Raw genomic sequence first — 14,819 nt, forward strand, 5'->3', positions numbered from 1 at the left:
AGCGCCCCGCCTGCCGGGACGCGCCGCCACGATCCTACTCGGACGTCGCCGCAGCCAGCACCCCCTTAACTCGGTAGGCTTGCCGGACCGCGGGAGGAAGAAGATGCGCCTGATCCTGAACGTCATCTGGTTGATCTTCGGTGGCCTGTGGCTGGCGCTCGGCTATCTGGTCGCCGCCCTGATCTGCTTCGTCCTGATCATCACGATCCCGTTCGGCTTCGCGGCGCTGCGCATCGCGGTGTACGCGCTGTGGCCGTTCGGTCGCACGATCGTCGACAAGCCCGGGGTCCGGCCCGGCGCCCTGATCGGCAACATCATCTGGCTGCTCGTCGCCGGGATCTGGCTGGCGATCGGACATGTGCTGACCGCCATAGCGATGGCGATCACGATCGTGGGCATCCCGCTGGCGCTGGCCAACCTGAAGCTGATCCCGGTCTCGCTGATGCCGCTGGGCAAGGAGATCGTTCCGGTCGACGGACACGGCGCCACCGGTGTCACCGGTGCCACCGGCACAGTGAGCGGATATCCACGATGACCGCCGTCGCACTCGGCGTGCCGTCGGTGCGCGGGCTGCCGCAGGGCGCTCCGGCTGACGGACCGTTGGTCGACACCTTCGGGCGGGTGGCCACCGACCTGCGGGTGTCACTGACCGACCTGTGCAATCTGCGCTGCACCTACTGCATGCCCGCCGAAGGACTCGACTGGCTACCGGCCGAGGCGAAGCTGGGCGTCGACGAACTCAATCGGCTCCTTCGACTCGCGGTGACCCGGCTCGGGGTCACCAGCGTGCGCTTCACCGGCGGGGAGCCACTGGTGGTGCCGCATCTGGAGCAGGTGATCGCAGCGACGGCAGCTCTGCGTCCCCGCCCGGAGATCACGTTGACCACCAACGGCATCGGCCTCGCCGCACGCGCCGCTGGGCTGAAGGCGGCCGGCCTGGACCGCATCAACGTGTCTCTGGACACCGTCGATCCGCAACGCTTCGCCGCGATCACCCGGCGTGATCGGTTGAATGCGGTGCTGGCCGGGCTACGCGCCGCGAAAGTCGCCGGCTTGGCCCCGGTCAAAGTCAACGCAGTGCTCGATCCGGTGAGCGGGCTGGACGACGCGGTCGCGCTGCTGCGGTTCTGTCTGGCGCAGGGCTACCAGCTGCGAATCATCGAGCAGATGCCACTCGACGCCGGCCATTCCTGGAAGCGTGAGCGCACAGTGTCCGCCGATGAGATCCTGGCCGCGCTGCGCCAGGAGTTCACGCTGACCCCGCATCCGGCGCCGCGCGGGTCGGCACCCGCGGAGCTGTGGCAGGTGCGAGAAAGCGGTGGCGAGGTGCTCGGCGATGTCGGCGTCATCGCCTCGGTGTCGCATGCGTTCTGCGCCAGCTGCGACCGCACCCGGCTCACCGCCGACGGCCAGGTGCGCAACTGTCTGTTCGCGCGTGACGAGACCGATCTGCGGGACCTGCTGCGGTCCGGCGCCGACGACGCCGCCCTCGAATCTGCGTGGCGCGCCGCCATGTGGGGGAAAGCGGCCGGGCACGGCATCAACGATCCGGGGTTCGTGCAGCCCGACCGTCCGATGAGCGCGATCGGCGGCTGAGACGTGACGGTGACGGTGCGCTACTTCGCCGCTGCGCGCGCGGCGGCAGGGGTGGACCACGAGGCGGTCGACGTGGGCGACTCCGCGACGGTGGCCGATCTGGTCGAGGTGCTCCGGTCCCGGGGTCCGGAGTTGGAGCGCGTGCTGGCGCGCTGCTCGTATCTGCGGGATGGGATGGCTGTGCGCGACATCACGACTCCGCTAGGGCCTGCGCAGACGATCGATGTGCTCCCGCCGTTCGCCGGCGGGTGAAAGCGCGGACTGTCCGCCATGTATTCCGTGATTTACGTCACATCACGGAATGATCACGGGATGGCTACGGCGAGGTTGCGCCGCCCGGCACCTGCAGGAACAACGCGCCCGCCAGGCATTTTAGAGAATTTTTAGTATTTGCCGAGGTCGGCGACACGGTGATGGCGACGAGGTGACGAGAATCTGGCGAGCCGTTACCGTTCTGGACCAGGCCGGTCACCCCCACAGACCGGCTCGCTGCGAGACCAGTTGCGCCGAGCTCCATCCGCTGGTCCGCGGGGACGACGAGACCCACCTGGATGGAGGCGGGGGACCCACCGGTCCACCGAAAGGACCTGGAGCCGATACCGGCTCCTAGGGGTGAAGCCGACGTCGTTTCGACGCCGCCGGCCGGGCGACCTCTCCAGCCCGAACCCGACAGCTGACCTCGCGGGCGCATACGAGAGGACCTCGCACACCTATGAGTGGACGGCATCGCAAGCCCACGGCATCTTCTGTCAGCGTCGCCAAGATCGCTGTCACCGGCGCGGTCATCGGAGGCGGCAGCCTGGCTCTGGCCGGCACCGCAGGCGCAGCCACCGACAACGAATGGGACCGGGTCGCCAGCTGCGAATCCGGCGGCAACTGGGCCATCAACACCGGCAACGGATATCAGGGTGGCCTGCAGTTCTCCCCCAGCACCTGGTCCGGACACGGTGGCGGCGAATTCGCCCCGGCGGCTCACCTGGCCACCAAGGACGAGCAGATCGCGGTCGCCGAGCGTGTGCTCGCATCGCAGGGCAAGGGCGCGTGGCCCACATGCGGCGGGCCGCTCTCCGCCGCAACACCCCGCAACGTCGTCAACGAGACCGCCAACGAAGCGCCCGCTCCCGCCGGCCCTCTCGGCCTGCTTCTCCCGCCACCCCCGCCCGCCGACCCGCTCGCTCCGCCGCCGCCCGCGCCCTTCGACGCGATGGCCGCCCCGCTGCCCGCTCCGCCGGCCGACCCCATGGCCCCGCCGCCTCCGGCCCCGGCCCCCGTCGACGCGATGGCCGCCCCGCTGCCCGCGCCGCCGGTCGATCCCATGGCCCCGCCGCCTCCGGCCCCGGCTCCGGTCGATGCGGCACCGCTCGACGCCCCGCTGCCTCCCCCCGCTGACCCGATCGCCCCGCCGCTCCCGGCCCCGGCTCCGGTCGATGCCGCACCGCTCGACGCCCCGCTGCCCGCGCCGCCTGCACCCGCGGTGGTCGATGTCGCGAACATCGCGCCGGCCGACCCGATGGCACCGCCGCCGCCGGCCCAGCCGGTGGTCAACGCCGCCGACTGGGACGCTGCGCAGACCCCTGCACCGGCAGACCAGCCGCAGGTATGGGCCCTGCACCCCGGCGATCTGCCGCTGCAGCCCGCCCCCGCAGCTCCCGTTCCCCCGCCCGTCCCGGCTCCCGCTGCCGTGGCAGCGCCCGCCCCGGACCCGCTGGCTCCGCTCAACGCGGTTCCGGTTCCCGCGCCGGCCTACGACGTCGCCAACCAGGCCATCTCTGGGGATCTGCCGATGCCCGACGGGATGCCGCACCTGGCCAGCCCGACGAATCTCCCGCCCGGCACCACGGCCGATCCGAACGCGGTGGCCGACCCGAGCCCGAACGTCACCTATCTCAAGGACATCTGGCACGCCATCCAGACGCAGGAGATCTCGGGCAAGGACGCGCTGCTCGCGCTCACGCAGCGTCCGCTGACCAGCGGTCCCGCCGCCCTCGAACCGCTCGCCCCGGGCGCTCCGCTTCCGGGTGCACCGGTCGACCCGGCCGCGGCGCCGCCCGCCCCGGGTGCCCCGGTTCCGCCGGCTCCGGTCCTGCCGCCCGCCTGAGCTCCGCTACGCGGAGTTGACCCACTCGTCGGTGCCGTCGACGAAGAACTGGTGCTTCCACACCGGTAGCAGTTCCTTGACGCGGTCCACCAGCCGCGCGCACGTCTGAAACGCCGCGCCTCGGTGGTCTGCGGCCACGACGGCGATCAGCGCTGCGTCACCGATCCGCAGGGGGCCCACGCGGTGGCTGACGGCGAGAGCCCGTACCCCGCTGGACTCTGCGGCCACTTCCGCGGCGACGTCGGCGAGCACCTGGGCCGCCGACGGATGCGCCGAATACTCCAGCCGGGTCACCGACCGTCCGCCGTCGTGGTTGCGTACCACTCCCGCGAACGACACCACAGCGCCTGCGGCATGGTGCGCGACGAGGGCCTCGTGTTCGGCGGCATCGATCGGATGCTCGGTCAATTCTGCCCGGACGATCTCGGTCACGGTCGGTGATCTCCGCCCCGCAGCTGGTCGAGAGCATGGTCGAGAACGTCGTCGAGGACACCGAGGCCGTCGCGCACGCCACCGAGGGAACCGGGAAGGTTGACGATCAACGTCCGCCCGGCGACCCCGCACACTCCGCGGGACAGCACCGACGTCGGCACCTTCGGTAGCCCCGAGCGGCGGATCGAGTCGGCCAATCCGGGGACCTCGTAGTCGAGCAGGGCTGCCGTCTGCTGCGGCGTCGCATCGGTGGGCGAGATCCCGGTGCCGCCGGAGGTGACGATGACGTCTGGGCTGCGCTGCAGCGCAGCCCTCAGAGCCGCACCGACCGAGTCGCCGTCGGCGACCACCACGGCCGGCGGCGTGAGGACCGTGCGCGCGTTGAGCCATTCGACGATCACCGGACCGCAGCGGTCGGTGTAGACGTCGGACGCGGCGCGAGTGGAGGCGATGAGGACCCATCCGGACCGCGGCCGGGAAGACGATGTAGTCACCTCGACCACGGGCCCGTCTTGCCGCCCTCCTTGTGCAGCACGCGGATACCGTCGATCGACGCGGCGCGGTCGACGGCCTTGATCATGTCGTACACCGTCAGAGCGGCCACGCTGACCGCCGTCAGCGCCTCCATCTCGACCCCGGTGCGGTCGGTGGTGCGGACCGTCGCGGTGATGCCGACTTCCTCGCCGGCGACGTCGAAGTCGATGTCGACCCCGGTGATCGCCAACGGATGGCACAGCGGCACCAGGTCACTGGTGCGCTTGGCCGCCAGGATCCCCGCGACGCGGGCCGTCGCCAGCGCATCTCCCTTGGGGAGACCGTGGGTACTGATCAGGTCGATCACGTCGGCACGGGTGCGCACCGTGCCATGTGCCACCGCGACGCGCTTCGTGACGTCCTTGGCGGTGACGTCGACCATGTGGGCGGCGCCGGTCTCGTCGAGGTGCGAGAGGCGGTCCGCCATCGCTACTTGTTGATGACGGTCGAGGACTGGACGAACGGAAGCTCCTCAGCCGGCAGGGGGAACGTGATGTCGCCGAACGGCGACAGTGCCCCGGTGCGGTCGGCGGCGAGCTCACTGACGGCGTGGTCGTCGGCGTCGCTCGTGGGCCAACCCGGATCGACGTATTTCTTCTTGTCATCAGCCACGGATGACATTGTGGCAGGCCGATCGCCGGCTGGCGAGGGTGGGCGGCTGCTTTACGCTGGTCAGGTGAGCGCCAAGAGCCCCGGTGTGCCGTTGGGCGTGTGGTTGGCCGAACGCGACGACGAGGCACTGATCACGCTGCTACGGCTGCGCCCCGACCTCACCCAGCCGCCGCCGGGCACGATCTCTGCGTTGGCAGCACGTGCCACAGCGCGGCAGTCGGTCAAAGCGGCCACCGACGACCTCGACTTCCTGCAACTCACGGTGCTGGACGCGCTGCTGACCGTGCACGCGGAGACGACGGCGGTCACGTTCGGCGAGCTCGCTGCGGCGCTGGGCGAACGCACCGATGAGGCCTCCGTTCGCGCCGCCGTCGACGACCTGACCGCGCGTGCGCTGGTGTGGGGCGACACCACGGGAGAGGGCGCCCTGCGGGTCGTCGCCGAGGCCGCGAACGTGCTGCCCTGGTACCCGGGCCAGGCGACACTCGAACCGCAGGCCCTGTCCGCCACGGAGGTCTCCGGGGCCCTCGACGCGCTCGACGATGCCGCGCGCGATCTGCTCGACAAGCTGCTCGAGGGCTCCCCGATCGGGCGCACCCGCGACGCGCTACCCGACGCTCCCCCGGACCGGCCCGTGCAACGGCTGTTGGCCGCCGGGTTGCTGCGCCGGCTCGACGCCGACACCGTGATCCTGCCGCGACTGGTGGGGCAGGTGCTGCGCGGTGAGACGCCAGGCCCGGTGAGCCTGACCCGGCCCGATCCGACCGTGACGACGACGTCGACCGCCGACGTCGACGCCGTCGCGGCGGGCGCTGCGATCGACCTGCTGCGCGACGTCGACCTGGTTCTCGAGAACCTCAGCGCGACACCGGTTCCCGAGCTCCGCAGCGGGGGCCTCGGGGTGCGCGAGGTCAAACGACTGACCAAGTCGACCGGTATCGACGAGCGCCGGCTGGGCCTGATACTCGAGGTGGCGCTCGCCGCGGGACTGATCGCGGCGGGCGTTCCCGAGCCTGAACCGCCCGACACCGGTTCGTACTGGGCGCCGACGGTCGCCGCCGACCGGTTCATCGAATCCCCCACCGCGGTCAAGTGGCACCTCCTGGCGACGGCGTGGCTGGACCTGCCGGGCCGCCCGAGCCTGGTCGGCAGCCGCGGCCCCGATGGGAAACCCTATGCGGCGCTGTCGGATTCACTGTTCTCGACGGCTGCGCCGCTGGATCGCCGACTCTTGCTGACGATGCTCGCAGGCCTCCCACCGGGGTCAGGCGTCGACGCCGCGAGCGCATCGCGTGCCATGATGTGGCAGCGGCCGCGCTGGTCGGCGCGCCTGCAGCCCGAGCCGGTGGCAGATCTGTTGACCGAAGCGCACGCCGTCGGCGTCGTCGGCCGTGGGGCGCTGGCCGGGCCGCTGCGCAAACTGCTCGCCGGCGAGGACGACCAGGCCGTGATCGCCTCGATGGACAAGGCGCTGCCCTCGCCGATCGACCACTTCCTGGTGCAGGCCGACCTGACCGTCGTCGTTCCGGGCCCCCTGGAGCGGGACCTCGCTGACCAACTGGGTGCGGTCGCCGCCGTCGAATCAGCCGGCGCAGCAATGGTGTACCGCATCAACGAGGCGTCGGTGCGGCGCGCTCTGGACACCGGCAAGACCGCAGGCGAGCTCCACGCGCTGTTCGCCCGGCACTCGAGAACCCCTGTGCCGCAGGCGCTCACCTATCTCATCGACGACGTCGCGCGCCGGCACGGACAGTTGCGGGTGGGCATGGCGGCGTCGTTCGTGCGCTGTGAGGACGCGGCGCTGCTGACCGCGGCCGTATCGGCCCCCGCCACGGAAGTGGTCGAATTGCGCCTTCTCGCGCCGACGGTCGCGGTGTCGCAGGCCCCGATCTCCGAAGTGCTCACCGCGTTGCGCACCGCCGGGTTCGCGCCGGCGGCCGAGGATTCGACGGGGGCGATCGTCGATCTACGCAGCCGCGGCTCCCGCGTTCCGGCTCTGGGCCGGCGCCGCACCTTCCGGCCAGGCAGCACGCCGACCGATCAGACGCTGGGCGCGATCGTCGCGGTGCTGCGCAAGGTCGCCGCGACGCCGGCCTCGGGTCTGCGGCTCGATCCGGCGGTCGCGATCTCCGAATTGCAGTACGCCGCACACCATCAGGAGTCGGTGGTGATCGGCTACGTCGACCCCGCCGGCGTCGCCAGCCAACGCGTGGTCGCGCCGATCAACGTACGCGGTGGGCAGCTGACGGCGTATGACCCCGCCTCGGGCCGGGTGCGCGAATTCGCCATCCACCGGGTGACATCGGTGGTGTCGGCAGATCCGGGTTAGATCAGCGACACCGTGGTCAGCACCAGTCCGGCGACCAGTGCCGACAGACCGGAGTCGTCCACGACGTTCACCGTGATGGTGCGGGTCGGCAGCACCCCGAGTTGCGTCGCCTTGAAGGTGACCGCCTCCAGCGCCTGCTTGTACTGAGCGATCGTGGCCGCCCCGGACAGCGTCAAGACACCGGTGCCCGAGTTGTAGAGGGCCGTCACCGGGTTGCCGCTGATCCCGCCGAAGGCGAGCGTGTCACCGGTGCGGAGGCCTGCGGTGATCGCCACCGACGCACCGGAGAGCATCGTCGAGTCGCTGTCGATGATCGTGGCCGAGGTGATGGGTTTGACCGTGTTGTTGACCTTCACGATCGTCGCGCCGACCGTGGCGATCGTCGGCCGGTCCGGGTTCTTCACGCCCACGAGCACGGCCGCGGGCAGGAGTGTGCCGACGCCGGAGTCGTCGACGACATCGATGGTGAGCGTGCGCGTTTCGAGCAGACCCACGCCGCCGGTGGCAGTGAACGTCACGGCTTCGAGCGCGGCTTCGTACTGGGCCAGCGTGCCCGCCCCGGACAGGGTCAGCGTGTCGGTTCCGTTCCACGTCGCCGACACGGGGTTGCCGCCGATCTGGGTGAAGCTCAGCAGATCGCCGTCCTCCAGACCACCGGTGATCGTCACCGTCGCACCGGTGAGTGTGGTCGAGTCGAGGTCGCCGATCTCGACGTTGGATGCCACCTTGACCCCGGGCTTGCCCAGTGTGTACGTAGGCGGCAGCGAGAGCACGGTCACCAGGGGCCGAACCGGCGCGATGGTGTTGGCGAACACCACGCCCGGAACGGGACTGGTGTCGCCGTCCTGCTCGGTGACGCTGATCGTGACCGAGCGGGTGAGGCCCACCTGGGTGGCGCTGAACGAGATCGCCTCCAGCGCGGCGGTGTACTGCTCGACACTGGCCAGGCCCGTCAGCTCGACGGTCCAGTCGTTGGGCCGGCTCACCTGGATCGTGGAACCCGCCGGAGCGGTGTAGGTGAGCTTGTCCCCGGTCAGCCGCCCCGCTCCGATGACAATCGTTGCACCGGTGAGGTTTCCGCCGTCGGCGTTGGCGACCAGCACCGAGGACAGCAGTTTCACCGGCGGCTTGCCGATGGTGTGGATCGGCGCTCCGATCGGGGTCACCGTCAACGGGAGTTCGACGACGATCGCAGGCAGCACCCCGATCACGAACGTCGCAGGGAGGACGTTGTCGACGCCGTCCTCGTCGGTCAGGCTGACGTTCACCGTGCGCAGACCGAGCCCGAATGCCGTTGCGCTGAACGTGATGTTCTTCAGCGCCGCCTCGAACTCGGCGAGCGTGCCCGGTCCGGTCAGCGTCACCGAACGGTTGTCGTCGCCGAAACTCGCCGCAATCTGGCTGCCGTTCGGCTGGGTGTAGGACAACAGGTCGCCGGTCTGCTTGTCGCCTCCCAGGGACACGGTGACCGAGGTCAGCGACGACGAATCGAGGTCGGTGATCTCGGCGACCGACACCAGCTTCACCGGGTCACCGCCCAACTGGAACGGTCCGCCTCCGAGGGCCAACAGGGACGGCGGCACCTGCACGGCCGGAAGCAGACCCAGCAGCACCACGGCGGGCAGCAGGCTCTGGACTCCCTGCTCGTCGGTGAGCGTGATCTCGACGGAGCGGCCCGCGAGACCGAGCTTGGTGGCGCTGAACGTGATGGCTTTCAGCGCTGCCTCGTAATCGGCCAGGGAGGCCAGCCCGCTGAGGGTGAGTGTGCGGTTGTCGTCGCTGAACGCCGGGGCGATGGTCACACCCGACGGCGCGCTGTATCCAAGCGCGTCACCGCTCTGCTTGCCGCCGACGATCGCCACCGTGACGCTCTGCAGGCGCGTGGAATCGGGATCGATGATGGCGGCCGCGGACAGCAGCGCGGCCGGACCGCTCTTGACCACGTACGGGAGCCCGGAGGTGGCGACCAGCGACGGCGGAAGCTGGATCAGGGGATCCACCGTGAACGTCACTGTCTGGCGGAGAGTATCGGTCTGCGCCAAGCCGATCAGGCGCGTGATGGTGTGCACCACGCTCAGCAGTCCCGGGAGGTCGACGGAGTCGTCGCTCACCACGACGGTGAATTCGACCGGCCGCGGATTCCCGATGACCGGTGTCGTCGGCGTGTAGAGGAAGGTTCCGTCGAGCGGGTTGCGCACGACCAGGCCACCGCTGACCGGTTGCACGATGTCGTAGGTGAGCGGGTCGTCGTTGGGGTCGTAGGCGTCGATCCGGACGACGACCTGGCCGGTGACGAGTTGCTCGGTGGTCACCGATCGCACCACCGGCGTCTTGTTGAACAACGTGTGGGTGATCAGCCGGCGCACGTAGGCCAGCAGTGCGTCGTCGACGGGCGAGGATGCCGGCGCCGTCGAGTCGGAGAGCGGAGCGACGTCCCTGGCCGTCGCCGGTTCGGCCAGACTCACCACCTCGACAGGTGCGGCCTGCGGCGCCGGGTCCGACACCCGAGCGAAGATGCGCTTCCTGGGCGCGGTCGCGAGCGGCGTTGCAGCCGTCACGTCGTCATCCGAACTCTGTTCGGCGGGGTCGAGAGCGGGTGCACTGGCAGCCTCGACATCCCGACTCTCGTCGACGTCGGCATGCTTGCCGCGCCGGGGACCGTCGAACTTCAGGTGCCACCGGCGCGGCCCGGCCGCGGCGGCATCCGCATCCTCGGCGTCGTCGGCATCCTCGGCGCTGTCGGCATTGTTGGCGCCGCGGCTCTTCCCCGCGCCCGCCTTCACGCCGGACGTCGTGTCCTTGCCGCTGCGCGGCGTGTCCTGCGTGGCGCCACCAGGCGAGGAGACGGTCGTGTCGGTCTCACCGTCGCTGGCTGCGGCGACGCCTGTCGCGGCGTGCGCGACCGCCAACCCGATACCCAGGGAGACGGCGAGCGCGCCCACCCGCCCGACGGCGATCGCCGACCACTGCTGCTCGGCGCGGTGCCGGGCAGAACGGCGCGGCCCTGAGTCCTCGAGGAGCCGCGCGGCCGTCCAGAACTGTCCTCCGACTGCGCTCCGCGACGTCCGATGTCCGACAGGTTTCCCACTCATGCGCCCGGCCTCCGTACCACGTCCAGTCCCCCGTGACTGTTCGCCCCCCGACCACATCGCTGGGCATAGGCCGTGCTGGTTCGTGGCCGTCTACCCCGCGCAGCGAACAGTAAGGCAAATTGACGCGCACGACTACGGTTTCTGTGAAAGTCGCCCGGGGAACCTGTATGGCGACCGAAAAATAGCCTATGAACAGGACTTCCACGGGCCTGGAAGTCTGCGCCGGGCGTGTCGACCTGCCTCGCCGAAGCTCGTTCGCACCGAGCTCGGTAGATCACGCAACGCGGGACGCCATCCACCGACTGTGTTGTTCGTCCCGTCCACAGGCTTTGCCGGAGCGGACGGTAGGGCCGCCTGTCGTAATCGTGCGGATAATGGGCAGGATGACTTTCTCCCGAGGCCGCGCATGACCGACGGCCCTTTGATCGTGCAGTCGGACAAGACTGTGCTGCTCGAGGTCGACCACGCCCAGGCCGGCGCTGCGCGGGCAGCGATCGCGCCGTTCGCCGAGCTCGAGCGCGCCCCCGAACACATCCACACCTACCGCATCACACCGCTGGCGCTGTGGAACGCCCGAGCCGCCGGTCACGACGCCGAACAGGTCGTCGACGCGCTGGTGTCGTTCTCGCGCTATGCAGTGCCCCAGCCGTTGCTCGTCGACATCGTCGACACCATGGCGCGCTACGGGCGGCTGCAGCTGGTCAAGCACCCCGCGCACGGCCTGACTCTGGTGAGCCTGGATCGCGCGGTACTCGAGGAAGTACTGCGCAACAAGAAGATCGCCCCGATGCTCGGCGCCCGCCTCGACGACGACACCGTGATCGTGCACAACAGCGAGCGCGGCCGGGTGAAGCAGATGCTGCTCAAGATCGGATGGCCGGCGGAGGATCTCGCGGGCTACGTCGACGGCGAAGCGCATCCGATCACGCTGGAGCAGGACGGCTGGGAGCTGCGCGACTACCAGCAGATGGCCGCCGACTCCTTCTGGGACGGCGGATCGGGCGTCGTCGTGCTCCCCTGCGGTGCGGGCAAGACCCTGGTCGGGGCAGCGGCGATGGCGAAAGCCGGTGCGACGACGCTGATCCTGGTCACCAACACCGTCGCCGGCCGCCAGTGGAAGCGCGAGCTGATCGCCCGGACCTCCCTGACCGAGGAGGAGATCGGCGAGTACTCCGGGGAGAAGAAGGAGATCCGTCCGGTCACGATCGCGACCTACCAGGTGATTACGCGCCGAACCAAGGGCGAGTACAAGCACCTCGAGTTGTTCGACAGCCGGGACTGGGGGCTGATCGTCTACGACGAGGTGCACCTGCTGCCTGCGCCGGTGTTCCGCATGACGGCCGATCTGCAGTCCCGCCGGCGGCTCGGGTTGACCGCGACGTTGATCCGCGAGGACGGCCGGGAGGGCGACGTGTTCTCCCTGATCGGCCCGAAGCGCTACGACGCGCCGTGGAAGGACATCGAGGCGCAGGGCTGGATCGCGCCCGCCGAGTGCATCGAGGTCCGCGTCACGATGACCGACAACGAGCGCATGCTCTACGCGACCGCCGAACCGGAGGAGCGCTACAAGCTCTGCGCGACCGCACACACCAAGATCAACGTGGTGAAGTCCATCCTGGATCGGCATCCCGATGAGCCGACGTTGGTGATCGGCGCCTACCTCGATCAGCTCGACGAACTCGGCGCCGAGCTGGACGCCCCGGTGATCCAGGGGTCGACGAAGACCGCCGAGCGGGAGCAGCTGTTCGACGCGTTCCGTACCGGCGAGATCCGCACGCTGGTGGTGTCCAAGGTGGCCAACTTCTCCATCGACCTGCCCGAAGCCAGTGTCGCCGTGCAGGTGTCGGGCACGTTCGGCTCCCGCCAGGAGGAAGCCCAGCGGCTGGGGCGTCTGCTGCGCCCGAAAGCCGACGGTGGCGGAGCAGTGTTCTACTCCGTGGTGTCGCGGGACAGCCTCGACGCCGAGTACGCCGCCCACCGGCAGCGCTTCCTCGCCGAGCAGGGCTACGGCTACGTGATCAAGGACGCCGACGACCTGCTGGGGCCGGCGATATGACGGTGGGGCGGGTGGTCCCGATCCTCACGGTGACAGACCTTCCTGCCGCCGTCGCGCAGTACCGTGCGGTGCTCGACCTCGACGTCGTGATGGACCACGGCTGGATCGTGACGCTCGCCGACGCCGAGCATCGCCACCAGCTCAGCCTGCTGACCAAGGACGCAACAGCGCCGGTCAACCCGACGGTGTCGATCGAGGTCGACGACGTCGACGCGGCGTACCGCAGCGCAGTGGAGGCGGGTATCCGCATCGTTCATCCGCTCAGCGACGAGGAGTGGGGCGTACGGCGGTACTTCTTCGAAGACGCCGCGGGCAACGTTGTGAATGTGCTGTCCCATCGCCCCGGTTCGACCTGACCGGGCGCGCGTCGGCCGCGAACCGGCTAGCCTCAATCCTCGAGTCGGGACGAGCTCGAGGCATGACGAAGGAACCCATGACGACAGACAGGCGCGTCCAGCGCGCCAGAACGCTGCGCTGCGCCGCCAGCGTCGCCGCCGCGGTGACGTTCGGTGTGCTCGCGCCGGCCGCCCTGGCCGGCGCTCAGCCGGTCCCGACCCCGGTTCCCGGGCCGGACGGCGCGCCCGCTGCGCCGGGCCAGCCGATGGCTGTGCCGGTCGATCCCGCGGTCGCGGCGCCGCCACCCCCGCCGGCCGGCCCGCCGATGGTGCCCCAGATCCCCAACGCTCAGTACGGCTCCGGCGACGGTCCGCTGGGCTTCCTGCGCGACGCCTGGCATCAGGCCCGCGATCCCTACGGCTTCATGGGGACCGCCGACATGCCGAACATGCCGCCCGCCGGCGCTCCGCCGCCGGGCGCCGGCCCGCCACCGCCGCTACCGCCGGGCTACAAGTCCCTCAACGCGCCGGGGTCGGAGACGCCCGCGACCGCCCCTGCAGCCGGTGGACCGGCATTGCCTCCCGGATACTTCCCCGTCAGCGGCCCGATGCCGCCGGGATACGAGTGGGGTGTGCCGCCGCCACCGCCGCCGCCGGACCCGAACGCGCCGAAGCCGTACGTGCCGGTGGTGTCCCCGCCACCGCCGCCGCTGTTCCCGACGCAGTAGCGCTCAGGCCAGCGCGGGCATGACCTCGCGCTCGAACAGCTCGATCCCCGAGCGGTCATAGGCCGCCTCGGGGAAATAGCAGATGACGTACTCGCAGCCGAGATCGCGAAGGTTCTGCAGCGCGTCGACTATCTGCTCTGGGGTACCACTGCCCGATTGCGGGGTGCTCATCGAACCGACCATGGCGTCGGCGGCGGAATCGCCCGCCAGCGCGGCGATCCGGGCACGGACCGCGTCGCGACGGTCGGCGACCTCGGCCTCGGTGGCGCCGACGATCATGTTGAGATTGGCCGAGCGGACGATGGCATCGAACTCGGTGCCGACGTCTCGGCAATGCGCGGCAAGCACTTTCGACTTGTGCGCGAAACCCTCCGGCTCGGAGGTGAAGTTCGTGTATTGGGCATACTTCGCCGCGATGCGCAACGTGACCTTCTCTCCGCCGCCGGCGATCCACAGTGGAATTCCGCCGTGCTGCAACGGTTTCGGCGCGACGATCGCGCCGTCGACCTGATAGTGCTTGCCGGAGAAGCTGACCGCTCCCTCACGCCATGCATCGGCCATGACCTGCACGCCCTCGTCGAGGCGTGCGAGCCGCACGCCCGCGGACGGGAATCCGTAACCGTAGGCCCGCCATTCGTGTTCGTACCAGCCACCGCCGATGCCCATCTGAATCCGGCCGCCGGAGATGACGTCGCACGTGGCCGCGACCTTGGCCAGGTACACCGGATTCCGGTAGCTCATCGCGGTGCACATCTGGCCCAGCTTGATCCGCGACGTGGTGGCCGCGTACGCGGCCATCAGCGACCACGCCTCATGGGTGGCTTCGGACGTCGGCACCGGAACGGTGTGGAAATGGTCGTACACCCACAGCGAGTCCCAGCTCTGGCCGCCGTCGACATAGGCGGCCAGATCGCGCATCACCTGCCACTGATCCCCGGGGTCGATGCCGACCAGGTCGAGTCGCCAGCCTTGCGGGATGAACAATCCGAAGCGCATACCCCGACTCT

Annotated in this window: 14 protein-coding genes and 1 riboswitch; of the genes, 8 read left to right on the plus strand and 6 right to left on the minus strand. The window is 70.0% G+C overall.

All coding sequences use genetic code 11. The features are described from left to right. The first annotated feature begins 103 nt into the window (after positions 1–103). From ACZY1G_RS08260 to ACZY1G_RS08275, 4 genes are all read left to right on the plus strand, one after another. The gene (locus tag ACZY1G_RS08260) at positions 104–535 is read left to right on the plus strand and encodes a YccF domain-containing protein (protein ID WP_463815093.1); all 432 of its coding nucleotides are present in this window, start codon (positions 104–106) and stop codon (positions 533–535) included. Continuing rightward, complete coding sequence (gene moaA / locus ACZY1G_RS08265; RefSeq protein ID WP_463822092.1) at positions 532–1,596, plus strand: GTP 3',8-cyclase MoaA; 1,065 nt, start codon at positions 532–534, stop codon at positions 1,594–1,596. Before ACZY1G_RS08260 ends, moaA begins: the two co-directional genes overlap by 4 nt. Before the next feature lie 3 nt (positions 1,597–1,599). Then, complete coding sequence (locus ACZY1G_RS08270; RefSeq protein ID WP_463815091.1) at positions 1,600–1,848, plus strand: MoaD/ThiS family protein; 249 nt, start codon at positions 1,600–1,602, stop codon at positions 1,846–1,848. A gap of 282 nt (positions 1,849–2,130) precedes the next feature. Continuing rightward, positions 2,131–2,299: riboswitch (cyclic di-AMP (ydaO/yuaA leader) on the plus strand. Between the two features lie 9 nt (positions 2,300–2,308). Beyond that, positions 2,309–3,694, plus strand: a complete 1,386-nt coding sequence (locus tag ACZY1G_RS08275; RefSeq protein ID WP_463822093.1) for a transglycosylase family protein — start codon at positions 2,309–2,311, stop codon at positions 3,692–3,694. A 6-nt stretch (positions 3,695–3,700) separates the two neighbouring features. On the opposite strand, the gene ACZY1G_RS08280 is transcribed toward ACZY1G_RS08275, so the two are convergent. The 4 genes from ACZY1G_RS08280 to ACZY1G_RS08295 are packed head-to-tail and all read right to left on the minus strand — an operon-like array spanning position 3,701 to position 5,281. Continuing rightward, positions 3,701–4,126, minus strand: coding sequence for a molybdenum cofactor biosynthesis protein MoaE (locus ACZY1G_RS08280; RefSeq protein ID WP_463822094.1), 426 nt, complete (start codon positions 4,124–4,126; stop codon positions 3,701–3,703). Then, positions 4,123–4,620 (minus strand): MogA/MoaB family molybdenum cofactor biosynthesis protein, encoded by a 498-nt coding sequence (locus tag ACZY1G_RS08285; RefSeq protein ID WP_463822095.1) that lies wholly within the window; start codon positions 4,618–4,620, stop codon positions 4,123–4,125. The genes ACZY1G_RS08280 and ACZY1G_RS08285 overlap by 4 nt, the downstream gene beginning before the upstream one ends. Next, on the minus strand, positions 4,617–5,087 hold the full coding sequence (gene moaC, locus ACZY1G_RS08290; RefSeq protein ID WP_463815087.1) for a cyclic pyranopterin monophosphate synthase MoaC: 471 nt from the start codon (positions 5,085–5,087) through the stop codon (positions 4,617–4,619). The genes ACZY1G_RS08285 and moaC overlap by 4 nt, the downstream gene beginning before the upstream one ends. A gap of 2 nt (positions 5,088–5,089) precedes the next feature. Further along, a complete protein-coding gene (locus ACZY1G_RS08295) occupies positions 5,090–5,281 on the minus strand; it encodes a hypothetical protein (protein WP_463815086.1) in 192 nt (63 codons plus the stop codon). 55 nt (positions 5,282–5,336) lie between these two features. Here ACZY1G_RS08295 and ACZY1G_RS08300 point away from each other — a divergent pair, with 55 nt between their 5' ends. After that, positions 5,337–7,601: a helicase-associated domain-containing protein gene (locus ACZY1G_RS08300; protein ID WP_463822096.1), complete on the plus strand. Its 2,265-nt coding sequence runs from the start codon at positions 5,337–5,339 to the stop codon at positions 7,599–7,601. Here the strand turns inward: ACZY1G_RS08300 and ACZY1G_RS08305 are convergent. Beyond that, a complete protein-coding gene (locus tag ACZY1G_RS08305) occupies positions 7,598–10,693 on the minus strand; it encodes a hypothetical protein (RefSeq protein WP_463822097.1) in 3,096 nt (1,031 codons plus the stop codon). The genes ACZY1G_RS08300 and ACZY1G_RS08305 overlap by 4 nt on opposite strands. Before the next feature lie 406 nt (positions 10,694–11,099). Here ACZY1G_RS08305 and ACZY1G_RS08310 point away from each other — a divergent pair, with 406 nt between their 5' ends. The 3 genes from ACZY1G_RS08310 to ACZY1G_RS08320 all read left to right on the plus strand — a co-directional run bounded on the left by ACZY1G_RS08310 (position 11,100) and on the right by ACZY1G_RS08320 (position 13,812). After that, positions 11,100–12,749, plus strand: a complete 1,650-nt coding sequence (locus tag ACZY1G_RS08310; RefSeq protein WP_463815082.1) for a DNA repair helicase XPB — start codon at positions 11,100–11,102, stop codon at positions 12,747–12,749. After that, a complete protein-coding gene (locus tag ACZY1G_RS08315; protein ID WP_463822098.1) occupies positions 12,746–13,105 on the plus strand; it encodes a VOC family protein in 360 nt (119 codons plus the stop codon). Before ACZY1G_RS08310 ends, ACZY1G_RS08315 begins: the two co-directional genes overlap by 4 nt. A 77-nt stretch (positions 13,106–13,182) precedes the next feature. Continuing rightward, positions 13,183–13,812 carry a hypothetical protein gene (locus ACZY1G_RS08320; protein WP_463815080.1) on the plus strand — a complete coding sequence of 210 codons (630 nt, stop codon included), beginning with the start codon at positions 13,183–13,185 and terminating at the stop codon, positions 13,810–13,812. 3 nt (positions 13,813–13,815) lie between these two features. Here ACZY1G_RS08320 and ACZY1G_RS08325 read toward each other — a convergent pair whose 3' ends face one another. Beyond that, positions 13,816–14,808 carry an LLM class F420-dependent oxidoreductase gene (locus ACZY1G_RS08325; RefSeq protein ID WP_463822099.1) on the minus strand — a complete coding sequence of 331 codons (993 nt, stop codon included), beginning with the start codon at positions 14,806–14,808 and terminating at the stop codon, positions 13,816–13,818. Between the last annotated feature and the right edge of the window lie 11 nt (positions 14,809–14,819).

It is taken from the genome of Mycobacterium sp. IDUB_5 (assembly GCF_055419565.1).